Consider the following 22,507-nt stretch of genomic DNA (forward strand, 5'->3'; position numbering starts at 1 on the left):
AAATGATTGAACTCGCAGTATTCGACATGGCCGGAACAACCGTCGACGAACACGGAGACGTCTACACCGCACTGGAGAGCAGCGTCCGCGAAACGGGTGTCGAGGTGTCGCCGGCGCACCTGCAGGAGTGGATGGGGGTGGATAAGACCGAAGCCATCGCGGCGCTCATCGAGCTCGGCGGCGGCGTCGCCACCCCGGAACTCGTTGCCCATACTTTCGACCGCTTCCGCGAAATCCTTGCCGCAGCCTACGATGCCAACCCGCCGGTAGCACTTCCCGGCGTGGAAGATGCCCTTCGCGAGCTCAAATCCCGCGGCATCAAGGTGGCCCTGACAACCGGCTTTTCCGCCGATGTCGCCGGCCCGCTGCTGCAGGGACTCGGCTGGGGCATCGGCGATGACGAGCTGCTGGACGCCGTCGTTACGTCGGATCAGGTAGCCGCCGGCCGTCCCGCGCCCTACCTGATCCACCGGGCCATGGAGCGTACCGGCGTCCATGATGTGCGCAGGGTCCTCTGCGCCGGCGACACCGCGGTGGATCTGCTCGCCGGAGTCAACGCCGGCGTGGTCGCCGTCGGTGTGCTCACCGGCAAGCTCGGGCGCGACGAGATGGCGCGGAACCCGCACAGCTACATCCTTGACGGCGTGAAAGATGTCCCGGCGCTCGCCGAAATGCAGTCCGCCTAGCTAGGCTGTGGTTGATGGACACCAATGAGATTCTGCTGCAGCGTGCCGGCCGCCTCGGGCACATCATCCTGAACCGGCCCAAGGCCATCAACGCGCTCAATGACTCGATGATCGCCGCGATCACGGCCGCGCTCCAGGAGTGGGCAACGGACGACGGCGTCGAAACCGTCCTGCTCTCGGGTGCGGGTGAGCGCGGGCTGTGCGCCGGCGGGGACATCGTCGCGATCTACCGCCACATCCAGGCCGGCGCGGACAAGGAGGTGTTCTGGGAGGACGAGTACCGGATGAACTCGCTCATCTCGCGCTACCCCAAGCCGATCGTCGCGCTGATGGACGGCGTGGTGCTCGGCGGCGGCATTGGCCTCTCCGCCCACGCCTCGCACCGCGTGGTGACCGAACGGACCACGGTGGGCATGCCGGAAACGCGCATCGGATTCATTCCCGACGTCGGGGGCTGCTTCCTGTACTCGAGGGCACCGGGGGAGCTGGGCACCCACTTGGGCCTGACCGCCGGAACCGGTACCGGAGCGGACGCGATCCTGCTGGGCCTGGCCGACTACTTCGTTGACAGCGCGGACCTGCCGGAGCTGGCTGCGGCGCTCGCCGACGCCCCGGCGGACGAAGCCATCGCGAGGTTCGCGCGCAAGGAGGTGCCGGCGTCGGGCCTTGAAAAGGAACGGCTCTGGATCGACGCCTGCTATGCGTACGACGACGCCGAAGAGATCCTCGCCGCGCTGCAGGAATCCGGCGAACCCAACGCCCGGGAGGCAGCCGCGGAGCTCGCCGCCAAATCGCCGACCTCCGTGAAGCTCACGCTCGAGGCCCTGCGCCGGGCACGCAGGATGGACACGCTCGAAGAAGTGCTGGACCAGGACTACCGCCTCGGCATCCGCCTGCTCGCAGCGCCGGACTTTGCCGAGGGGGTCCGTGCACAGGTCATCGACAAGGACCGCAACCCCAAGTGGAAGCCCGCCACCCTGGCCGAGGTGGACCGCGGGACGGTGGAGTCCTACTTTGCTGGCCTGGGCGAGGACGAACTCGGACTCAGTTCCGCGCAGATGCCGGCCGGCCGAACCAAGGCGTGATCCGCGGGCGGCGGTAGTGGGGCCGTCGTCGTCGTTATCAAAACGTGATCTAGTATGGAAGGCGGCCGGGACTCAGCCCGCTGCCAATGAGGAATGGAGTTTCTTTGTCCACTCGTACCGTACTGAAACGTGCAATCGCCGCCACGGCCCTCGCCACCGGCATCGCTGCCCTGGGTGCTACTGCGGCCAACGCGGCCGGCATGAACTATGTGTATTGGGAGCCCTCCTACATGCACTGCAAATGGAAGCAATGGACCGCGCAAAACGAGGAAGGCACCACGCTCCTTCGGGACTGCACGGAATCGAACGGCCAGTGGTACTTCACCACGCTGGAGTAAGCGGCCGCGGTTGCGGCGCTGTGATGATGGACACGGGCGGGATATAGCCGCTTGTCTTCAAGTACTTGAAGTTCCTATCGTTGATGTTGTGAGCGCACCAATCATCCGGCACACCTACTCGATCAAGGAGGCAGCGGCCCTGACCGGGCTGCCGGCCAGCACCCTGCGCTACTACGAATCCATCGGTGTCATTACCCCGATCCGTCGCGGCGCGAGCAGCAAGCACCGCGTCTACACGGACGACGACCTGGACCTTTTGACCTGGGTGTCGTGCCTGAGCGCGACGGGTATGTCTGTCGCCGACATGCGCCGCTACCTCGCGAACGGAGACCTCGGGCCGGCCGCTGCCCCGGAGCAGATCGCGTTGTTGAAGGCGCAGCAGGAGCAGCTGGAGGACGAAGCGAGGTCCATCGCCCTGCGTAAACGGTACGTCGCGCTGAAAATCGACTACTGGCAGGCAGTCCACGCCGGTGACGGCGCCAAGGCCGAAAGGCTCTCGGACGAGGCACGCACGCTGGCCGAAGACCTCAAGAAAACCAGGAAACAGTAAACAACACGCCCCTCAATTCGCGGACCCCATGGTCCGCCGATCCGGCGTGCCCAAGTCAGCCCCCTAAAAGGAGCAAACACATGACCACCATTGCCCACGCCTACGCATCCCCCTCACCGGACGGGGACCTCGTCCCTACGACCATCGAACGCCGCGACGTCGGACCGCACGACGTCCTGATTGAGATCAAGTACTCCGGCATCTGCCACTCCGACATCCACACCGTGCGCGGCGAGTGGGGGCCGCAGGCATACCCGTTGGTTCCCGGCCACGAGATCGCCGGCATCGTCACCGAGGTTGGATCCGAGGTGACAAAGCACGCCGTCGGCGACCGGGTCGGCGTCGGCTGCATGGTCAACTCCTGTGGCGAGTGCAAGAACTGCAAGGCCGGCGATGAGCAGTACTGCCTCAACGGCATGGTGGGAACCTACGGCGTGACCGACCGCGACGGCACCATCACGCAGGGCGGATACTCCACCCACGTAGTCGTTACCGAGGACTTCGTGCTCCGGATTCCGGACGGCATCGAACTCGACGTCGCCGCCCCGCTGCTCTGCGCGGGCATCACGACCTACTCGCCGCTGAACCGGTGGGGCGCCGGCCCGGGCAAGAAGGTCGCCGTCGTCGGTCTTGGCGGACTCGGCCACATGGCCGTCCAGCTCGCCCACGCCATGGGCGCGGAAGTCACCGTCCTCTCGCAGTCCCTCAAGAAGCAGGAAGACGGCCTCCGCCTCGGCGCGGACCGCTACTACGCGACCAGCGACGAGGCCACCTTCACCGAACTGGCAGGCTACTTCGACCTGATCATCAACACCGTCAGTGCGTCGATCGACATCAGCGCTTTCCTGGGGCTGTTGACCGTGGGCGGCGCCATGGTCAACGTCGGCGCGCCCGCGGAGCCGCTGCCGGTCAACGCCATGGCCCTTATCGGCGGACGCAGGTCCTTCGCCGGCTCCATGATCGGCGGCATTCCCGAAACCCAGGAAATGCTCGATTTCTGCGCTAAAAAGGGCATCGGGGCCGAGATCGAACTCATCTCCGCCGACAAGATCAACGACGCCTACGAGCGCGTCCTCTCCTCGGACGTGCGCTACCGCTTCGTCATCGACGCTGCCACCCTCGTATAACGCAGCGGCATAACCCGGAGCGTGGCGGATTCCTATCTGGCTCGCCACGCTCCTGAGGGATTCTGTTTAGCGGACTTGAGGCCGCTCCAGGTAGGCTTCCAGGTTCGCCAGTGACGAGGCCAAACCGGCTGCATGGTCTTCTGCGGAAATGCCGGAAGGGACATCGTCGGCGCGGATATCCACCCGCGTTCCCTCGGCCACCGGCGTAACTTCCCAGGTCATCGTCATCGTGCCGGCGTAGGCCGGATCATCCGATTCGAAGTCGACCGCCTGCACAACCCGGACGCCCCGAACAATCTCGACAAAACGTGCCTCGACGACGTCCGTGTCGCTCGTGGCCTTGCCTGCTGCCGTCGATGGGTCCGCATAGGTGAGGACCAAACGGTAGGAGCCGCCCGGCCGGGCGTCGAACCGCTCGAAGGTGCCGCTCATGCCCTCCGGCGGTAGCCAGGCCGCGAGCGAATCCGGATCGACGAGTGCGGAGAAGACTCGGTCAGGCGGCGCCGCGACAACGCGGTAGGCCTTGTCCGTGCGTGACATGGTTCCATCGTAAAGCCCCCCTGGCCTCCTGGGACCGGGGCGGGGTCGGACCGGAATCGAGGCCGGGCGGTACCACGACGAATGGCGTCGCTAGGGGTGCTTACGCTTCCAGACGGCGTGGCCCCAGCAGGCGGCCGCCACTAGGACGATGCTGACGAACAAACCGAGGCTGAAGATTGTGCCGTAGCGCCTCTCGTCCGCCAGGCCGGCGGTGAAAAAGGTGAACAGCGAGCCGCCCAGGAACAGCGAGAAGGCAAACAGGGACACGCTCGTGGCGCGTGCCTGCGGGGCGACGTCTGTGGCCCAGCCCTGCATGGAGGAGTGCAGGATGGCGTTGGATGCGCCGACCAGCAGGGCGGTCGCGGTCAGCGCCGCGGGCAGTTGCGATAAGGAAGAGGTCAGGTAGGCGACGACGAGGACCAGTCCGCCGAGGGCCATGAGTCGAGTGCGGCTGAAATGGCGGACCAGGCGCCGCATCAGGCGGGCGCCGAGGATGACCCCGATACCGTAGCCGGCCGCGAGGACGCCCGCCAACGTGACCCCGATGCCGGCATTTTGCAGCGCCGGGACGAAGTAGGTCAGGATACCCATGAGCACTGCGCCTTCCAGGGCTGCCAGAGCGTAAACGCCCAGCGCGGAGCCGGAAAACGCCAGGCGGAAGTTGGCGCCGCCGCGGTGGGCCGCCCCATCGCCCGCCACCCCGCGAAGCCAGATCAGCAGGACCAGACAGCCAAGGGCCGGCAGCGCGAAGACCAGCCGCCAATCGAGCAGAGCGGCCAACGTTCCCGCCGCGAGGGTGGCGATGGTGGTTCCCAGTGACGAGTAAATCTGCAGGTCGGAGAGGCCGCGGGCGCGCTCAATCCCGGTCCGGGTATCACCCAGGATGGTCAGCAGGGTCGGATACAACGCCCCGGCCATCAGCCCCGTGAAGGCCCTAGCCAGGAGGAGCGGGAGGTAGGCGCTGAACAGGGTGCTGGCTAACGCGCCGACCAGGACGCCCACCAGGGCCGTGCGCAGGACGGCCATGCGGCCGAACCGGTCACTGAAGAAGCCCCACACCGGCTGCCCCACCGCGTAAAGCAGAGCGTAGGCCGCCACGAGTTGGACGGCCTGGCCGAGGGACATCTCCGTCCGCTCGGCAAGCACCACCAGCATGGGCGGAGTGGCAAAGCGGTCGAAGAAGGAGAGGAAGCCAACGGATCGCAGAACGGAATCTGGCACGCGTGCCCGCGGCTTGCCGGACTCTCCAACGGAACCGGACGCGTGCGCCATCATCTGTTCAGTATTTCCTTGTCTTCGTGCGGGCAAGCTGAACTGCCGGGCTATTCCTCTACCGGGGAGTCGGACGGAATGACGATAGTGGACAGCACCCGCCGTTTCCGTTCCTTGCCTGGCGCGTTAGCCGAGTACCTCTGCACCACGTCCCGCATCTCGACGGCGAACTCTTCGAGCTCGCTGTCGGTCAGCCATAGGGCAGTCTGCCGATAGCCTACGCCGTCGCGGACCAGATCCACCTTGCCGCGGTCCAGCGCGCCGTCAATGTACCGGTCGAAAAGTGCCAGCAGCCCGGCGGTAAAACCCATGAAGGCCTTGCGGTGATCCTCCGGCGACATCGAGGCCAGAGCATTCGCGGAAAGTTCGGTGGCTGCCAGGTCCAGGGCATATGTCCGCTCCGTGGTGCCCCTGACCTGACGCTCCTCGACAACTGTCAGGACACCGGCCTCGGCGAGCGTGCGAATGTGCCGGTAGAGCGTCGCGGGCGGCACATCGGGCAGCTGCGAAGCCATGCCGGCAGTGGTCAACGACCGACCGCCCAAGAGTGTCTGGCAGATCCGCAGCCGCACCGGATGAAGGACAAGGTCTGCACTGGATCGGTTGGCCATGCAGCTATGTTCTCACTCTTGACAATGTTATCGCAATTGATAATAATAGTCCCGTACACACCAAATACGGGAGTTGGGGGAGAGGTAATGGCACGGTTGGCCGTGAACAACGGAGCTGTCCTGGTGAAGCTCAGCCGAGGGGAGAAGATCGCCGGTCTGCTGACGGATCTGACCATTCCTGCCGCTGCGGTGGAAGACGTGCTGGTCCTGAAGGACGGCTTCGCCGGTGTCACCGGCATGCGGGCGCCGGGCCTGGCACTACCAGGCCGCGTGCGCATCGGAACCTGGCGCGGCTCCCGAGGGAAGACCTTCGCCGTCGTCCATCAGGGAAGGCCGGCCGTGCAGCTGACGCTGAAGGACCAGAAGTACCGCCGTGTCGTCGTCGAGGTCAAGAATGTTGAAGACGCAACGAGGCAGGTGCGGGAGGCCGCTGGTTTGGACGAGAGTGCGGCGCCGGTTCTGGAAGACGCCACCTTCCGGTCGGACGGCTTGAACCTCGCCGGAACCTGGACCCTCCCGGCCACCGGACCGGTGATGGGCCTCGCCCTCCTGCTCCCTGGGTCCGGCGAGGTTGACCGCAACTCGGACCACCGGCGCATGCCGCTGGGCGTCACCCGCGATCTGGCCGAGGCGCTGGCACTGGAGGGCATCGCTTCCTTCGGCTACGACAAGCGGGGCGTCGGTGCCTCCGAGGGCTCCTTCCTTGCCGCTGGCTTCCACCATAATTACGACGACGCTGCGGCGGCCCTCGAGCTGGTAGCCCGGCGCTCGCCGGAGCTGCCCGTCTTCGTGGTTGGCCACAGCGAAGGTGCCTTCCACACCACCGCGCTCGCTGCGCGCCATCGGGAGCGGGTTGCCGGCGTCGTCCTTCTCTCCGCCTCGGCGCACAGTGGCCGGGAAACCTCCCAATGGCAGGTCGGCCAGATCGCGGGCGCGCTGCCTGCCTTCCCGCGGCTGGTGCTGAAGCTGCTACGCACGGATCTGGCCAAGCAGCAGCGGAAGTCCATGGTGAAGCTCCATGCCTCGGACCAAGATGTGCTGCGGATGCAGGGCCGGCGGATGAATGCCCGCTGGATGCGCGAGTTCCTCCAGTTCGATCCGCTGCCGTTCCTCAAGCAACTGGACATGCCGGTACTGGCTATCAGCGGCGGCAAGGACCTGCAGGTCAACCCCGCCGACCTGGAGATCATCGCTGACGTGGTTCCGGGGCCGGTTGAGACCAAGTGCATTCCTGACCTGACCCACCTGCTCCGCCGGGATCCGCGGACGCCGATGCTCAGCGACTACAAGCGGCAGATCCGTGAGCGCACCGATGCCGAGGTCCTGGCGACGGTGGCAAGCTGGATGCGGACCCAGGTGCTGGCCACCGACCTGCCATCGAGCAAAAAGCAGTAAGGGCTGGTGGCTACTTGGTGTGGCTACTTGGTGGCGTTGTGTGCATTCACGCGGCCATGGGCCCAGTGGGTGCCAGTGCCAGAGATTTTGTCGGCAGTTGATTCAATATTGGCGCGAACGGACGTGTTGGTGGCGCCAGGATGTGAGCTCCAGGCAAGCGCGGCTGCGGCAGCGACGATTGGTGAGGACATGGAGGTGCCGTTGCCTACGTCGTAGCCCCGAGAGCGGTTGTGCTGCCTGGCCAGAACAAAGTCGTGGTTCGGGAAGGTGGAGTAGACATTGACCCCTGGCGCGGCGACGTCCACCCACTTGGCACCATAGGTTGAGAAGGACGCTTTCGCGTCGTTGTTGTCGGTTGCCGCGACCGCAATAACGTTAGGATATGCGGCCGGGTAGATCTTGGACTGACTGCCGGTGTTACCAGCTGCGGCAACGAGCACAGCACCTTTGTTCCAGGCGTTGTTGACGGCAGCTTCCAGGGTCCGTGATGAGGTTCGCTGTCCGATGCTCATGTTGATGACCTTGGCCCCATTGCTGACGGCCCAATTGAGAGCGTTCGCGATGCCGGATGTAGTGCTGACCCCGCTGTCGTTGAGAACTTTGCCATCCAGGATCGTGCAGCCCGGGCATACACCGGCGACACCCTCCGTGTTGTGGACGCCGGCAACAATGCCGGCGACATGGGTGCCGTGGCCGTAATTGTCTTCACCGGCTACCCCATTGCTGAAGTTGGCCCGTGCAACCACCTTGGATGTGATGTCGGGATTGTCGCTTGCGACACCCGAATCGAGAACCGCAACTTTTATGCCCCCACCGGTCGTGACGTTCCAGGCTTCGACGGCGTCCACATCAGCGTCCACTTTGCCCCCGGCTACAGATAGGTCCCCGGCAGTGTTGGTGAATGACTGACCCTCGTTGTACAGGGCGTATTGCCGCGGGAAATACTCATCAGTTGTAGCGGCAGTAACGAGCTCGTCCGGCTCGGCATACTCAACCGCCGGGTTCCGGTCCAAGGCTTGGATGAGTTGGGATTCTTTACCTGCCGGTACTTTGATGAGGCGGGCGCCAGTGCTGCCGATACCTGGGCCCTCGCTGAGGCCATGCTGGCGCAGTACGTCGGAGGCAGTACCGTGGTCGCGGAACTTGACGATTATTTGTCCGGCGACGGGTGATGATTCGGATGCTGCGTTGCCGGGGGCTGCCAAGGTGACTGTGCCTAATCCGATGATTGCCGCTGTGAAGCTGGCGAGCATGACTTTTTTCATGAAGCTATCTTGCTCTTGTCGCCACTGGTTGGATAGCCCAAGGCGTGACCCCTAATTTGGGATTCTTCGGCCCCGACCCCGCGCCGGACTACCTCTGAGCCGGGCGACGGCGGGACGTCCACCCTTGCTCATGCAGGCGTTCGAAACCGTCCAACAGCAGATCCAAAGCGAACTCGAACTCGAACTGGTCGTCGCAGCCCTGGCCGACCACGGATTCGTCGTCGTGGTCCGCCCTCATAGCGATCGCCATGACGTGCGGATACTTCTCGGCCATCGCGTGCAACATGGCTGGCGGGATTTCCGCCGGGGCGGTGGCGGAGTCGTCGAACACTTCCTGCGTGAAGCCCCACATCCGGCTCCCCAGCGCGTGCATTACGTGATGGGTCAGATCCACCGAGAACCCGCCAGCCCGGAACATCCCGATCATGGCGTCCATATACTCCAGCACCACGGGCGACTTGTTCGTCCGCGACTCGATCACCCGGCGTGCCCACGGGTGCCGGAGCAGGATCCGCCGCGCGGCGAGGACCCGATGCCGGACCGTGCTCTTCCAGTCCTCACCACCTGCCCCTGTGTCGACCTCGCCAACGATGACGTCGACCATGCCGTCCAGCAGCTCTTCCTTGTTCGCGACGTGCTTGTACAGCGCCATCGGCACCACGCCCAGCTCCTGGGCAAGCTTCCGCATGCTCAGCGGCTCGACTCCTGACACATCCGCAAGAACGACGGCGGCACTCAGCACACGTTCCCGGCTCAGGGGAGTGCGGCGTACGGTTTCCGTCTGCTCGGCCATCTGTAATCCCCTTCTTTGGGCAGCCAATTTCTATTGACAAGTGTACGCCGTACACCTAACTTTAGTTGCATCAGGTGTACGCCGTACACCAGCGACAAAATCGGACCGGTTCTCAAGGCCCATCCAGCGAAGGATTCGAAATGAACGCCAGCAGAAAGACTGCGACTGTGGTGATGGGGACGGAAATGAAGGAAAGCCTCCGCGTCCGTCGAAGCACTCGAGGCCGGTGGCTCGTGCCCGCCGGCTTGATCTTCGTCAGCCTCATCCCGGTGTTCTTCGGGACGGCCCGCCTCGCTGAGCTGACGGGAGGGGCCGCAGTGACACCGGCCAACCACAGGTTCTTCGACTCGCCCCTCCCGGTGCTGATCCACATTCCCGCCGCCATCGTGTACTCCCTGGTCGGGGCGTTCCAGTTCGTTCCCTCGCTCCGTCGCGGCAAGCGCGGCAGACCCAGTTGGCATCGAATCGCCGGGCGGATTCTGGTACCCGCAGGCCTGCTCGTAGCACTGTCCGGTCTGTGGATGGCTGTCTTCTACGACCTTCCGGCAAGCGACGGACCGCTTCTGCTCGTTTTTCGATTGATCTTCGGTTCGGCCATGGTGGCGAGCATTATCATGGGCATTCTCGCGATCCGGCGTCGGGACTTTTCCGCGCACGGCGCGTGGATGGCACGCGGCTACGCCATTGGTATCGCCGCGGGAACCCAGGCACTCGTGAGCATCCCATGGCTGCTCCTAGTCGGCCCGGCCGACGTGCTGACCCGCGCACTGCTCCTCGGTTCGGCATGGGTGATCAATCTAGCGATCGCCGAGTACTTCATCCAGCGTCGCGCCCGCCGGGCCGCGCGAACAAACCACGTATCCAGTCCGCTGGGCACGCCTGCGGCAACAGCCTCCCGCTGATCACTTGCTGCGATCAGCGCCGTCCAGCTACATACCGGGCATGTCGGGCGACATGTCCGGTTCCATGTTCTGCGACATTCCGGGGGCCGGATGTAGCCCGGGCAAAAGAGCCGGATTCGCCGGAACAAGCACGGCGAAGACAATCAAGGCGACACCGGTGATCTTGCTGAAAGCGATCCCATGCGACCAGGTCTTTTCCAGCAGGATTGCCGCGGCTATGACCGCCATCCACGCCAGATTCATTGTGCCCACCAGGATCAGCACAACCATCATTCCCCAGCAGCACCCCACGCAGTAGGTGCCGTGGTACAAACCAACCCGGATGTCGCGGAGGGGACCTTTGTATCTGGAGACGTGGAGGAGGAATGCGAGCGGGGAACGGCAGTGCCGCAGGCAGAAATTCTTTAGCGGGGTCAGCTGGTAGATCCCAGCTGACACGAGCAGACCTGCTCCTATCCACGGGGCCGTGTCCGGCACCTCCGTGGCTAGCATCCCGAACACTTCAGCCGCCCCGTAGGCAATAAGGCCAAACAGAATCCAGGTCAGCAGGTAGCCGATAAGCAGGGCGGCAGAGCGCGCAGCTCTGACCCAGACGTTCTGAACGGTTCGAATCGAGCGAAGATATGCGGATAGAAGGGGTGCCAAAGCGGGGAACATCATGGCGGTCATCATGAGTGTCCAGCCAGCGAGGAATCCCGCTAGGCCGATCCCCATCGTTCCGGGACCGGCTGGCATTCCGCGCGCGGCGAGGACCGTGAGATACCAAGCCACGAAGGCGCAAGCAATCAGCACCACTAGACCCGGATGTGGCCGGGCCAAGATGGTGCCTGCAGAACCTTTATGCTGACCAGGCGAAGGGAGCTGAGAAGGAGTTCTTGCCGGCATTGTCCCAGCTCATCCCGAACACATCGACGCGCCCTTTGCTGGCCGTACCGGCTGCCAAGGTGTCGGCTGGGAAGCCCACTCCGCTAACTTTGATGCCCTTCTCTGTAGGATCCATGGGCGAGACGAAGTCCTCCACCGCAACATCCAAGGCAGTGCCGACCTTGACCTGGTGCTGGCGTCCGTTGTCGGAGTAGGTGATGTCCATAGACTCCGAGCCCGCCATCTCACCAACCAATTGACCCAGATCTTCCATCGGGCCACCCAGTTGGCCGCCGAACACTGCAGCGAGAGCTTCGGCCTGCTCCTTGGAGGCTGCCGAGTCCAGGAGTAAGCCGAGTTTCCAGCCTCCCTCGCTCATGAGTGCAGGCGCATCGCCGACGATGCAGACATTCAGGCCGCCAACATCGACCCCGTTTACTTCGCCGGTATCTACATGGAACGCCAGCGCAGCATTGCAGCGCTCGTTGTCGGCTGGGGCGGTAAGGCCCGAAGTCGAGCACGGACAAACCATGTCGCAATTGCAGTTTTCGAAGTATGTACCTTCAACATGCCAAGCCATTTTGAGGCCCCTTCCGCAATAAAAGGCATCCCCGCTATGAATTTTCCTCTCGGCCAGAAGTGGAATCAAGGCATTTTCGTCTAGTTAGGCGGCCAGTAGAAGGTTGTTCCGCAACGACCGGCGTTCACCGGCGGCAGGAGAATCTGACGGCGGCAAATACTCACGACGGCGGCGCTCCAGCCGCCGCTGCCGGCCAGGCGAGGGCAGCCGCGCGCCCTTCCTCCGATTGCACCTCGCCCAGGCAGCCACAAAGTTCTGCAGCGAAGTCGAACCACCGCGGGACCACGGGTAGAAGTGATCGCCGTGCTCGGCAGGACGCGAACAACGACGGCGGAACCCGGCTTCCAGCTCGCAAAGCCCACCGGCGCGGCCCATGCCATCGCGGCGCTGCTGCCGGGTGAACCGGCGCGCCGGATCGCGCCGTCGGGCATCTTGAGCTGTCATGATTGCGCCGACCACTGCGAGCAAGGCCATCGCAACCACAGGAGCTACGGCAACGGGCACGACCTGAGCCGCCAACCCGCCCAGCATGTCCGCTGGGCCGGTAGGCGTAGCTGGCACCTCGGACTCCTGCAGTGCAAGGAGCATGGATGCCAGCAGCCATAATGTTGCGGCGGCGCGCACAACCTGCAGCAAATGGCGCGACCAATAGATGCGAGCGAGTTCAGACATTTTCCCCCAACCAGAACTGTTCTCGGGCTATTCAACCAAGAACAGTCCCAATCGGGGAATCAGGCATACACAGATGCTCGCTGTGTCCTAGTTTTTCGGGACAACCAACTCATGCTGGTGCACCTTGGACTCCTGCTCGCCCAGGATGCCACCGGCAAGCTTTAGGGTGTCGCCCTCCTGCAGGTAGGGGAAGCGTCCGGACATGGCGACGCCTTCCGGAGTGCCGGTGTTAATGAGGTCGCCGGGTTCGAGCACCATGTACTGGGACAGCCGGTAAACCAGTTCGACGGCGTCGAAAACCATGTCCGTGGTGGAGCTGTCCTGGCGCGGATTGCCGTTGACCCAGGTCTGCAGCCGCACGCCGGCATCACCGGCCGCGTGGACTTCCGCCGCGGGGACAAGCCACGGCCCAACCGGGGTGAACGTGGGGCATGACTTGCCCAATGTCCACTGCACACCCGAATGCTCCAGTTGGAACTCGCGCTCCGAGATGTCGTTGGCCAGTACGTAGCCGGCAATGCAGTCAACCGCGTCGGCCGGGGAAGCGAGGTAGCTGGCGCGCCGGCCGATCACCACGCCGAGCTCCACCTCCCAGTCCACTTTTTCCGCGCGCGGCGGGATGACGACGTCGTCGTTTGGGCCGATCACCGTGTTGGGGTGCTTGTAGAAGACGATGGGCCGCTCGGGAATGGGGTTGCCGGATTCGGCGGCGTGGCCGGCGTAGTTCAGGCCGATGCCAAGCACGGCGCCGGGCCGGGCAATCGGCGCGCCGACGCGCAGGCCGGCAGTATCAAAGGGCGCCAAGGCTTCGAGCGGCAGCTCGTCCAGCCGGTGTGCCCAGGTTTCCAGGAACGCCCCGTCGATATCGGCGGTGACCGGCCGCAGGTCGTACGTCTTCCCCTCCGTGGAGACGAAGACGGGTACTTCCTGTCCGGCTTCGCCGATGCGCATAACTTTCATGCGGGGTCCTTTCGCTGGGTTCTGGGATCCGCGCCGGGCAACCACACCGAGCCGGCAGTCGTCGGCAGCAGTGAGCCGCCGAAGTCCTGTTCCATGATATGGAAACTAATTCTCGCTACGCGGTAGGGCGACTTTATCCAGCGTCGCCTGGTGCGTCAAGTTTTCCGGAGCTTCAGGGATTCTGTCGTTGCTGTTCCTGCAAGGCCCTGCGGTAATCGTCCGGGAACTGATCGTGGTACTTCTCAACATGGTGTGCGGACTGCGCGGCCGCCTGCTCCGGATCACCGCTGGCAATGGCTGTCCAGAGTTCCCGGTGTTCCTCGATCAGTTCGGGCAGGTCGGTGGCGTAGCGGAGCAACCAGTTCATCCGCCCCTGCAGTGGTTCCAGCGCGGTCCGCAGGAAGTCATTGTCCGCAATCCGGGTGATTTCCTGATGGAAGGCGCTGTTGGTGCGGAGGGCTTTAAGCAGTGACCCCTCGGCGAAGTGGCGTTCCGCCTCGTCAAGATGGCCCTTTAGTCGGTCCAAGTCGTCGGGGGTTGCGCGGACCGCCGCGAGCCGGCAGGCCAGCACCTCCAGGGAATGCCGGACGGCAAAGAGGTCTTCGACATCTTTCTCGCTCAGGCTGCTTACTTCCGCACCTCGGGCCCCGCGATCGCTCACGAGGCCTTCCTGTCGGAGCATTCGCAGTGCCTCGCGGACTGGAAGGCGGGAAACGTGGAACTCGGCGGCAAGGTCGCGTTCCACCAGCGGGGTGCCGGGGACATAGCGGCCCTCGAAAATCCTCGAACGGATCGCATCGCGCACAGTATCCCGAAGCGGTTTGTCCTTTTCGGAGGTTCCACCTGTGCGACTCATCGTTTTCTCCATTCGATCTCCAGAACCGCAACACGGGCCTAAGCGGTTGGGGTAAAAACAAAGCCTTGCGATCGCAAAAAGCGTTTCGGAATCTCCTCTTGGGATCCCAAAATCCTAGTGGCGCCGCCGAATGCGGTCAAACAAAACTTGGCTTCCTGCGCATACAGAAGTGGCGACCTTAGCTAGCGATCAAACGAACGACGACGGCGGCCGCTAACGTTCCGTCCGGACCGCCACTTTTCGTTGGGCGCACCCGCCACTGAACCACTGCCCGGCAGTGCGTTCAAACCGCCGTCTGGCCTTCAATGGCGCGGCTTTGGGCTTTATTCGCATACCAACGCCGTGATCCCGCGGTAGTCCGCCGATGGGGCCTTGACCGGGGCCTCCGCTTCCTTGACTGTGATTGGTGTCACCCCTAACCTTATTTCAATTCCTGAAAACAATTTTCCGCTCTATGAAAACAGGTAGCAATGACTGCATTACAGGACCAGAGGTCAGCGTCGACCGCACTGCCCCTGAGCACCCGTCTCTACAACGAGGATCTGGCACCCACCAAAAAGGCAGGCCGCACGTGGTCGGCCTATAACATTTTCACCTTGTGGGCCAATGACGTCCACAGCCTCGGCAACTACGCCTTCGCCATCGGGCTCTTCGCCCTGGGGCTGGGAGCGTGGCAGATCCTGCTGGCGTTCCTCGTCGGCGCAGTCCTGCTCTTCCTGCTCCTGAGCCTCTCGGGCTTCATGGGGGAGAAGACCGGTGTTCCCTTCCCGGTCATGAGCCGCATTGCCTTCGGCATCCACGGCGCGCAGCTGGCCGCCGTCGCCCGTGGCGGCGTGGCCATCGCCTGGTTCGGCGTCCAGACCTATCTGGCCTCCGTGGTCCTGCGGGTGATGCTGACGGCCATGTTCCCCGGACTGGCACCGCTGGACACCAACAACTTCCTCGGCATGTCCACCCTCGGCTGGATCTCCTTCGTGGCGCTCTGGATCCTGCAGGTCATCATTGTCAGCTTCGGCATGGAAATGATCCGCAAGTACGAGGCCTTCGCCGGCCCGGTCATCCTCGTCACCATGCTAGCCATCGCGGTCTGGATGTTCATCGAGGCCGGCGGCTCCATCGCCCTCTCCACCAACGAGAGCCTGACCGGCGGCGAGATGTGGCGGCAGATCTTCGTGGGCGGCGCCCTCTGGATCGCCATCTACGGCACGTTCGTCCTGAACTTCTGCGACTTCACCCGCTCGGCCACCAGCAAGAAGGCCATCACCCGCGGCAACTTCGTCGGCATCCCGCTGAACATGCTCTTCTTCGGCGCCATCGTCGTCGTACTTGCCGGTGCGCAGTTCAAGATCAACGGGCAGATCATCGAGAGCCCTTCCGACATCGTGCAGACCATCCCCAACACCTTCTTCCTGGTGCTGGCCTGCCTCGCGCTGCTGGTGCTCACCGTGGCCGTGAACCTGATGGCCAACTTCGTGGCACCGATCTACATGTTCACCAACCTCTTCCCGCGCCGACTGAACTTCCGCTCGGCCGCCATCGTCAGCGCCGTCATCGGCCTGGTGATCCTGCCCTGGAACCTCTACAACAACCCGGTAGTGATCGTGTACTTCCTGGGCGGCCTCGGCGCCATCCTCGGCCCGATCTTCGGCGTCATCATGGCCGACTACTGGATCATCCGCAAGGCGCAGATCAACGTCCCGGACCTGTACACCGAGGCAGCCAACGGCGAGTACCACTACAAGCGCGGCGTCAATCCGCGGGCCATCATTGCCCTGGTGCCGGCCGCCGTCATCGCGATTGTGCTGGCTCTGGCGCCTGCCTTCAGCGCCGTCGCCGGGTTCTCCTGGTTCTTCGGCGCAGGCCTGGCCGCGGTGTTCTACCTGATCGTGGCCGACCGCACGGCTCGCTTCCGCGACGTCGACGGCGAAGCACTCGCCGTCGCCAGCGCCCACTAGCGTTCACTAACAACGACCAATCCCTATCCAGCAGGAGAATTACTGTGCGCATCCTCGTCGTGAATGTGAACACCACCGAGTCCATGACCGAAGCCATCGGCCGGCAGGCAGCCGCCGTGGCCTCGCCGGGCACCGAGATCGTTCCGCTGACCCCGCTCTTCGGCGCGGACTCGGTGGAGGGCAACTATGAAAGCTATCTGGCCGCCATCGCGGTGATGGAAACGGTCCGCAACTACCCCGAACCGTTCGACGCCGTCATCCAGGCCGGCTACGGCGAGCACGGCCGCGAAGGCCTCCAGGAAATCCTGGACGTCCCGGTCGTGGACATCACCGAAGCCGCAGCCAGCACCGCGCAGTTCCTCGGCCACAAGTACTCCGTGGTCACCACCCTGGACCGCGCCGTCCCGCTGATCGAGGACAGGCTCAAGCTGGCTGGACTCGACGCCCGCTGCGCCTCCGTCCGCGCCAGCGGCATGTCCGTCCTGGGCCTGGAGGAGGATCCGGATGCGGCTGTCAACGCCATTGTCGCGGAAGCCGCCATCGCCGTCGCCCAGGACAAGGCGGAAGTGATCTGCCTCGGTTGCGGCGGGATGGCCGGCCTCACCGAGCGCGTGATCGAGCGGACCGGAGTGCCCGTTGTCGACGGCGTTGCTGCCGCCGTCACGATCGCGGAATCCCTGGTTCGGATGGGACTAACGACGTCGAAAATCCGCACCTATGCGCCGCCGCGGCCTAAAACCTTCAAGAACTGGCCGCTGAGCTCCGTCCCGGTGCTCGCCGGCCAAGCCTAACCAGCAACGCGAACCACCTACCCGAACTACCCACAGGATTGCAGAACCATGACAGAAACCATCAGCCGCGCCGCCTCCGCACCCGCCGGCCCCGCCACCGCCTATGACCTGGTTATCCGCGGTAACCGGATCATGACCACCGCCGGCGAAGTTGCCCGCGAAGTCGGTATCCGGGACGGAAAGATCGTCGCCATCGAGCCCCTGGGCAACAACCTCGAAGGCGCGGAGGTCATCGAGCTCTCCGCCGAGGAAGTCCTGCTCCCGGGCCTCGTGGACACGCACGTCCACGTCAACGAGCCCGGCCGCACCGAATGGGAAGGCTTCGCCTCCGCCACTCGTGCAGCTGCCGCCGGCGGCGTCACCACGATCATCGACATGCCGCTGAACTCCATTCCGCCGACCGTCAACGTGGACGCGCTCGAGCAGAAGCGGGCCGCGGCACGCGAGCAGGCGTTCGTCGACGTCGGCTTCTGGGGCGGGGCCATCCCCGGCAACCAGGGCGACCTGCGCGGCCTGCACGACGAGGGCGTCTTCGGTTTCAAGTGCTTCCTGCTCCACTCCGGCGTGGACGAATTCCCGCACCTGGAAGCGGATGAGATGGAATCAGACATGGCCGTCCTGAAGACCTTCGACTCCATCATGATCGTGCACGCGGAGGACTCGCGCGCCATCGACCGCGCGCCCACCGCCGAGGGCGACCACTACGACAAGTTCCTGGCCTCCCGCCCCCGCGGTGCCGAGAACGTCGCCATCGCCGAGGTCATCGAACGCGCCCGCTGGACCGGCGCCCGCGCCCACGTGCTGCACCTGTCCTCCTCGGACGCGCTGCCGATGATTGCTTCTGCAAAGCGCGACGGCGTCCGCATCACCGCCGAAACCTGCCCGCACTACCTCACGCTCATCTCCGAGGAAATCCCGAACGGCGCCACCGCGTACAAGTGCTGCCCGCCCATCCGCGAGGCCGGCAACCGCGAACTGCTGTGGGAGGGCCTGCTGGACGGAACGATCGACTGCATCGTCTCGGACCACTCGCCCAGCACGCTGGACCTGAAGGACCTCGAGAACGGTGACTTCGCAGTCGCCTGGGGCGGTGTATCCTCGCTCCAGCTCGGCCTGTCGCTGATCTGGACCGAAGCCCGCCGCCGCGGCATCACCCTGGACAAGGTCATCGACTGGATGTCCACCAAGCCGGCCGCGCTGGCAGGCCTGAACTCCAAGGGCAAGCTCGCGCTTGGCTACGACGCCGACCTGTCCATCTTCGCACCGGACGAGTCCTACGTAGTGGATCCCGCCAAGCTCCACCACAAGAACCCCATCACCGCCTATGCGCAGAAGCCGCTCTCCGGCGTGGTCCGCAAGACCTACCTGCGCGGACAGCAGATCGACAGCCAGACCCCGGCCGGACAGTTGCTCCGCCGCGGCATGGCCTGACCCAACCACCAGGGCGGCTGCTGCACATCGAAGTACAGCAGCCGCCTCGACACCACGAAAGGCAGCAAGTCCCATGAGCAGCTCCACGGCGAGTACCCTGATCAACACGTTTGCCGTCGGCGACGAGGGCGTTGCGAGCTGTGAAGATTCCACTTGCCTCTACTGCAACGGCCCGGAGACGGACTGATCCTGCGGCCGCCCCGGCGAAAGGATCATCGGTCCCCGCGGAGATCATCCCCCGCGAAGATCGGCGAGTATGTCCTCGCTGCTTTCATCTAGCCGGGTTCTGGCAAGCAGGGTGAAGTCCACCGATCCCGTAGACGCGGCAGGACGGACGGCACCTCGGAGCAACAGCCGTTCAAAGGCTGAGGACGACGGCGGGATAAGCGTCGCCGCGACCTCGCCCTTGATTGTCACGTCGATGATCTCCCCGCTTTTGACGCGCTCAAGGATCTTGCGGCTCTCGTTGCGAAGCTGACGATGGGGAATGGTAGTCATGCTTGACACCTCCGTAGCAGGGGTTGCAACTGTAGCAAATCCGCCGAAGCATGACTCTGCCGGCACCTTCGGAACAGGCTGCACGGCGACGTGCAGCAACCGCCGTCGGCGTCCCACCGTTCAGGTTTCCTAACCGGTACCCGTCGAAAACAGTTGCTGTACCTGATGCGAGGTCACCGGCATGCTGGACTATGGAAGCAGCACCCAATTCAAAGTCTAGAAAGGTACCCACATGAGCAACTCAACGGCGAGTACTCTGATCATCACTTCGGCAGCTGGCAACGGTCCGGCACGGTTCTTCAATGCGGACGCCATCGGCCCGTACGACGCAACCTGCGAGGACTCGACCTGCCTCTATTGCAACGGTCCAGAGACGGACTAAGCGCCTACTCATTGACCGGTCCGGCCTCTGCCGGAAGGTTGCGGATGCCCCACGCCGAGACGAGGCCTCCGGCGATGGCGAGGATGGCGACGACCGCGAGTACCCGGCGGAAGCCGTCGTCGTCGAGCACGGCCCCGAGAATGACGCCGGCGAATGCCACGGCGATCAGCCCGGCGATGCGTGAGACTGCGTTGTTGATGGCGGATCCGATTCCGCTCTCGCCAGGACCGACAGCGGAGAGGATGGCGGAGGTCAGCGGGGCGACCGTGATGGCAAGGCCCAGCCCGCAGACGAGTAGACCTGGCAGCAGCTGTGTCCAGAAGTCCACCGGGATTCGCACGGCCGTCATCATCAAGTAACCGGCACCGATCACCAGCGGACCCACCGCCATAAAGATACGCGGGCCGAACCTCCCCGCCAGACCACCGAAGGTGCCGGATAACAGCAGCATCAAAATTGCAACGGGGATGGTAGCCAGCCCGGCTTCGGTTGCGGAGAACCCGGCGACCTGCTGAAGGAACAGGACTACCACCAGCATGCCCAACGACAGCGCGGCGTAGATGAGCGCTGTGGCGATGTTGCCGATCCCGAAGTTGCGCATCCGGAACAACCGCAGCGGCATCATCGGATGAGCGGTGCGGTTTTCCCACCAGAGGAAGAGTGCGAAGGACACCACCCCCAAGGCCAAGGAAACTGCGACGCCGGGATGGCTCCAGCCAAGCCGTTGCTGCTCGATCAGCGCAAAGACCGTTCCGCCCAAGCCGACCGCGGCCAGCACAGCGCCAACCACATCCAGCGGCGGCCGGCCTTGCACGGAAGTCTCTAGCTTGAGCCGCCCGAGAATTACCAGGGTGACGGCAATGGGGAGCACGTTGATGGCAAAGATCCAGCGCCAGTTAAACAGGTCGACCAGAAGCCCGCCGAGCAATGGTCCCGCAATGGCGGAGGTACCTGTCCAGCCGGCCCATAAACCGATGGCCCTGCCCTGGGCTGCATCCCTGTAGGAGGACATGATCAGCGCCAGCGAGCTCGGCACAAGCAATGCGCCGCCGATACCCTGGACGGCACGCGCTGCAATCAGCACGCCGCCGGCCGGCGCCAGCGCGCAGGCCAGGGACGCCAAGCCGAACAGGACCAGGCCCAGCCGGAGTATGCGGACCCTGCCGAACCCGTCGGACAGGGAGCCGGCAATGAGGATGAGGGCGCCGAGAGTCAGAAGGTAGGCATCGACAACCCACTGCTGCAGCGCCAGTCCACCGCCCAGATCATCGGTCATCGCGGGCAGCGCGACGTTGATAATCGCACCGTCGAGGAACGCCACGAACGAGGCCAGGATCGCGACCCACAGCACCGGGCGGAGCGCAGGATCGAGGCGGACCGCTGCCTTGCGCTCCGTGCGAGAACGCTTGTTCATTCCTGCCTCGCTTCCGGATCGGCTACCGAAGCCGCCGCCGGGATGCCGCGGCAAAGCGTTGCTCCAACTCTAGCGAGGATTCACGACGACGACGGCGTACAGGTCTGCGTTATGGACCACGCCTGGCCAAGCTTAGTTACTTTGGCAGGCATCACGTTCTGGTCCATGCACGAGCTCGTGATTGGGCGTATCTGCTGCCGGACGAGGCGTTTCGGTAGGGGCGGAAAGCTCCCTTTCAAGCCGATGCGCCACAAGGGCGGCACCTGCCCCCATTGCTGCGAGAACCGCGGCGGAAGTCCAGGCGATGGTGGGGCCGAAGCCGGCGAACACGATGCCAAATGCCAGCGGACCAAGGGACCCGCCAATGTAGGTCCCGCTTTGGGCGATGCCTGTTGCGCGGGCCGTGAAGGGGTGGGAGCGGTGCGAGACGACATAGTGCACGAGTCCGTTCCATCCCCAGCCAAAGCCGAAGGCAAGGATGCAACCGGCCGCGAACGCGATTTGGTTTCCCGAAGCGATGGCAAGCAATCCCGCGCATCCTATGGACAGCATGATGGCGACGGTCCCCATCGAGCCGCCGATTCCCCTATCCGCTGCCATGCCGAACAACGGTCGCGTCAGACATCCCGTCGCGCTGCCCACGCCGAGCAGGAGTCCTGCCGTTGCGACGTCGAAACCTGCTTGGGTCGCGGAGATGACGGTGAAGGCGCCCAGGGCGTTTGCTTGGGCCGAGCCCATGGCGGCGGCGATGGCGGTGACAATCAGGAAGGACTTTAGCTTACGGGGAAGCGGACCTGATGCCGATCCCGTCAGCCGCCGCGGGTTACCCGCGGCCGAAACAGCCTGCCGTTTTCCGGGTACAAGGCCGATCAGTACGGGCACCAGCAGGAGTGCGAAGGCGGCTCCGATGGTGAAAGTCCATTTCCAGCCGACCGTTAGTGCGAGGACGGGAACGGACAAGCCAGCAATCATGGTCGCTGCCGGAACGGCTGCCTGTTTGAGGCCGAAGGCGAAGGCGCGGTTCCTGACGGCAACCTGGTCAACAATCAGTCCGTTGGACGGCGGATGCCCGAGGGCATTCGCTACGCCGCCCACTGCGAGCCAGACGAACAGCCAAGCCCAATGCGGGGTCGCGAAGGCGATGCCTGAGAGCGCGGCAAGTCCGCCGACCACGGCCACGAGCATGCCTTTCCGCGCCCCGAGCCGTTGCGCCACACGGCCGGCCGCCGGGGACAACAGGGCGGATACAGCCCAGAAGACGGCGACGCCGGCACCAAGTATCGCCGTGCTCATGCCCAGATCGTCTTCCAGCTGCACAGCCAGTCCGCCCACGAGGAACACGGGAAGCACAGCAACAATGGTGGTGGAAGCAGCCATCACGGTGGCCAAGCGTCCCGGGTGCCGGCGCGGCGAGGGCATTGGGAGCCCGTGTTCCTTGCCCATTTGTTCTTCCTGTTTAGGGGTGCAGATGACAGCCCGATCTCCGGGTCAGGCTGGTTCGGAACCTCACCCGGAGAAGACCTCGCGGACGAAGGCTCGG

24 protein-coding genes are annotated in these 22,507 nt (G+C 64.3%); 11 read left to right on the forward strand and 13 right to left on the reverse strand.

Annotation, left to right across the window (positions count from 1 at the left end; all coding sequences use genetic code 11):
* The first annotated feature begins 2 nt into the window (after window positions 1–2).
* The 5 genes from AC20117_RS11850 to AC20117_RS11870 all read left to right on the forward strand — a co-directional run bounded on the left by AC20117_RS11850 (window position 3) and on the right by AC20117_RS11870 (window position 3,786).
* Complete coding sequence (locus AC20117_RS11850; RefSeq protein WP_074699560.1) at window positions 3–686, forward strand: phosphonatase-like hydrolase; 684 nt, start codon at window positions 3–5, stop codon at window positions 684–686.
* A 14-nt stretch (window positions 687–700) separates the two neighbouring features.
* On the forward strand, window positions 701–1,771 hold the full coding sequence (locus AC20117_RS11855; protein ID WP_074699559.1) for an enoyl-CoA hydratase/isomerase family protein: 1,071 nt from the start codon (window positions 701–703) through the stop codon (window positions 1,769–1,771).
* A 104-nt stretch (window positions 1,772–1,875) separates the two neighbouring features.
* The gene (locus AC20117_RS11860; RefSeq protein ID WP_074699558.1) at window positions 1,876–2,109 is read left to right on the forward strand and encodes a hypothetical protein; all 234 of its coding nucleotides are present in this window, start codon (window positions 1,876–1,878) and stop codon (window positions 2,107–2,109) included.
* A gap of 88 nt (window positions 2,110–2,197) precedes the next feature.
* A complete protein-coding gene (locus AC20117_RS11865; RefSeq protein WP_074699557.1) occupies window positions 2,198–2,659 on the forward strand; it encodes a MerR family transcriptional regulator in 462 nt (153 codons plus the stop codon).
* A gap of 80 nt (window positions 2,660–2,739) precedes the next feature.
* A complete protein-coding gene (locus AC20117_RS11870) occupies window positions 2,740–3,786 on the forward strand; it encodes an NAD(P)-dependent alcohol dehydrogenase (protein WP_074699556.1) in 1,047 nt (348 codons plus the stop codon).
* Between the two features lie 66 nt (window positions 3,787–3,852).
* On the opposite strand, the gene AC20117_RS11875 is transcribed toward AC20117_RS11870, so the two are convergent.
* From AC20117_RS11875 to AC20117_RS11885, 3 genes are all read right to left on the reverse strand, one after another.
* On the reverse strand, window positions 3,853–4,326 hold the full coding sequence (locus tag AC20117_RS11875) for an SRPBCC family protein (protein WP_074699555.1): 474 nt from the start codon (window positions 4,324–4,326) through the stop codon (window positions 3,853–3,855).
* 90 nt (window positions 4,327–4,416) lie between these two features.
* Window positions 4,417–5,601, reverse strand: a complete 1,185-nt coding sequence (locus tag AC20117_RS11880; RefSeq protein ID WP_236777287.1) for an MFS transporter — start codon at window positions 5,599–5,601, stop codon at window positions 4,417–4,419.
* A gap of 47 nt (window positions 5,602–5,648) precedes the next feature.
* Window positions 5,649–6,209: a helix-turn-helix domain-containing protein gene (locus AC20117_RS11885; RefSeq protein WP_074699554.1), complete on the reverse strand. Its 561-nt coding sequence runs from the start codon at window positions 6,207–6,209 to the stop codon at window positions 5,649–5,651.
* Between the two features lie 87 nt (window positions 6,210–6,296).
* Between AC20117_RS11885 and AC20117_RS11890 the strand changes: the two genes are divergently transcribed.
* On the forward strand, window positions 6,297–7,604 hold the full coding sequence (locus tag AC20117_RS11890; RefSeq protein ID WP_139186743.1) for an alpha/beta hydrolase: 1,308 nt from the start codon (window positions 6,297–6,299) through the stop codon (window positions 7,602–7,604).
* A 23-nt stretch (window positions 7,605–7,627) separates the two neighbouring features.
* On the opposite strand, the gene AC20117_RS11895 is transcribed toward AC20117_RS11890, so the two are convergent.
* A complete protein-coding gene (locus tag AC20117_RS11895) occupies window positions 7,628–8,869 on the reverse strand; it encodes a S8 family serine peptidase (RefSeq protein WP_101632588.1) in 1,242 nt (413 codons plus the stop codon).
* Between the two features lie 88 nt (window positions 8,870–8,957).
* Window positions 8,958–9,662 (reverse strand): TetR/AcrR family transcriptional regulator C-terminal domain-containing protein, encoded by a 705-nt coding sequence (locus tag AC20117_RS11900; RefSeq protein WP_074699553.1) that lies wholly within the window; start codon window positions 9,660–9,662, stop codon window positions 8,958–8,960.
* 140 nt (window positions 9,663–9,802) lie between these two features.
* Between AC20117_RS11900 and AC20117_RS11905 the strand changes: the two genes are divergently transcribed.
* Window positions 9,803–10,564 carry a DUF2306 domain-containing protein gene (locus AC20117_RS11905; RefSeq protein WP_236777288.1) on the forward strand — a complete coding sequence of 254 codons (762 nt, stop codon included), beginning with the start codon at window positions 9,803–9,805 and terminating at the stop codon, window positions 10,562–10,564.
* A gap of 27 nt (window positions 10,565–10,591) precedes the next feature.
* On the opposite strand, the gene AC20117_RS11910 is transcribed toward AC20117_RS11905, so the two are convergent.
* The 5 genes from AC20117_RS11910 to AC20117_RS11930 all read right to left on the reverse strand — a co-directional run bounded on the left by AC20117_RS11910 (window position 10,592) and on the right by AC20117_RS11930 (window position 14,496).
* A complete protein-coding gene (locus tag AC20117_RS11910) occupies window positions 10,592–11,359 on the reverse strand; it encodes a DUF2182 domain-containing protein (protein WP_236777289.1) in 768 nt (255 codons plus the stop codon).
* Between the two features lie 43 nt (window positions 11,360–11,402).
* Window positions 11,403–12,008, reverse strand: a complete 606-nt coding sequence (locus tag AC20117_RS11915; RefSeq protein WP_074699551.1) for a DUF1326 domain-containing protein — start codon at window positions 12,006–12,008, stop codon at window positions 11,403–11,405.
* Between the two features lie 84 nt (window positions 12,009–12,092).
* Complete coding sequence (locus tag AC20117_RS11920; RefSeq protein ID WP_074699550.1) at window positions 12,093–12,680, reverse strand: HNH endonuclease; 588 nt, start codon at window positions 12,678–12,680, stop codon at window positions 12,093–12,095.
* A gap of 87 nt (window positions 12,681–12,767) precedes the next feature.
* Window positions 12,768–13,640 (reverse strand): fumarylacetoacetate hydrolase family protein, encoded by an 873-nt coding sequence (locus AC20117_RS11925; RefSeq protein WP_074699549.1) that lies wholly within the window; start codon window positions 13,638–13,640, stop codon window positions 12,768–12,770.
* Between the two features lie 172 nt (window positions 13,641–13,812).
* Window positions 13,813–14,496, reverse strand: a complete 684-nt coding sequence (locus AC20117_RS11930) for a GntR family transcriptional regulator (RefSeq protein WP_074702994.1) — start codon at window positions 14,494–14,496, stop codon at window positions 13,813–13,815.
* Window positions 14,497–14,966: 470 nt separating this feature from the next.
* Between AC20117_RS11930 and AC20117_RS11935 the strand changes: the two genes are divergently transcribed.
* The 3 genes from AC20117_RS11935 to allB are packed head-to-tail and all read left to right on the forward strand — an operon-like array spanning window position 14,967 to window position 18,673.
* Complete coding sequence (locus tag AC20117_RS11935) at window positions 14,967–16,451, forward strand: NCS1 family nucleobase:cation symporter-1 (RefSeq protein ID WP_074699548.1); 1,485 nt, start codon at window positions 14,967–14,969, stop codon at window positions 16,449–16,451.
* A 44-nt stretch (window positions 16,452–16,495) separates the two neighbouring features.
* On the forward strand, window positions 16,496–17,242 hold the full coding sequence (locus AC20117_RS11940; RefSeq protein WP_074699547.1) for an aspartate/glutamate racemase family protein: 747 nt from the start codon (window positions 16,496–16,498) through the stop codon (window positions 17,240–17,242).
* A 48-nt stretch (window positions 17,243–17,290) separates the two neighbouring features.
* On the forward strand, window positions 17,291–18,673 hold the full coding sequence (gene allB, locus AC20117_RS11945) for an allantoinase AllB (protein WP_074699546.1): 1,383 nt from the start codon (window positions 17,291–17,293) through the stop codon (window positions 18,671–18,673).
* 231 nt (window positions 18,674–18,904) lie between these two features.
* On the opposite strand, the gene AC20117_RS11950 is transcribed toward allB, so the two are convergent.
* Entirely contained in the window at window positions 18,905–19,171 is a 267-nt protein-coding gene (locus tag AC20117_RS11950; protein WP_074699545.1) for a type II toxin-antitoxin system Phd/YefM family antitoxin, read from the reverse strand.
* Window positions 19,172–19,403: 232 nt separating this feature from the next.
* Between AC20117_RS11950 and AC20117_RS23315 the strand changes: the two genes are divergently transcribed.
* Window positions 19,404–19,553: a hypothetical protein gene (locus AC20117_RS23315; protein WP_158300463.1), complete on the forward strand. Its 150-nt coding sequence runs from the start codon at window positions 19,404–19,406 to the stop codon at window positions 19,551–19,553.
* Window positions 19,554–19,557: 4 nt separating this feature from the next.
* Here AC20117_RS23315 and AC20117_RS11955 read toward each other — a convergent pair whose 3' ends face one another.
* Window positions 19,558–20,967 (reverse strand): DHA2 family efflux MFS transporter permease subunit, encoded by a 1,410-nt coding sequence (locus tag AC20117_RS11955; RefSeq protein ID WP_083339591.1) that lies wholly within the window; start codon window positions 20,965–20,967, stop codon window positions 19,558–19,560.
* Between the two features lie 132 nt (window positions 20,968–21,099).
* The gene (locus AC20117_RS11960; RefSeq protein ID WP_074699544.1) at window positions 21,100–22,410 is read right to left on the reverse strand and encodes an MFS transporter; all 1,311 of its coding nucleotides are present in this window, start codon (window positions 22,408–22,410) and stop codon (window positions 21,100–21,102) included.
* Between the last annotated feature and the right edge of the window lie 97 nt (window positions 22,411–22,507).

This window comes from Arthrobacter crystallopoietes, from assembly GCF_002849715.1.
Lineage (GTDB): Bacteria > Actinomycetota > Actinomycetes > Actinomycetales > Micrococcaceae > Crystallibacter > Crystallibacter crystallopoietes.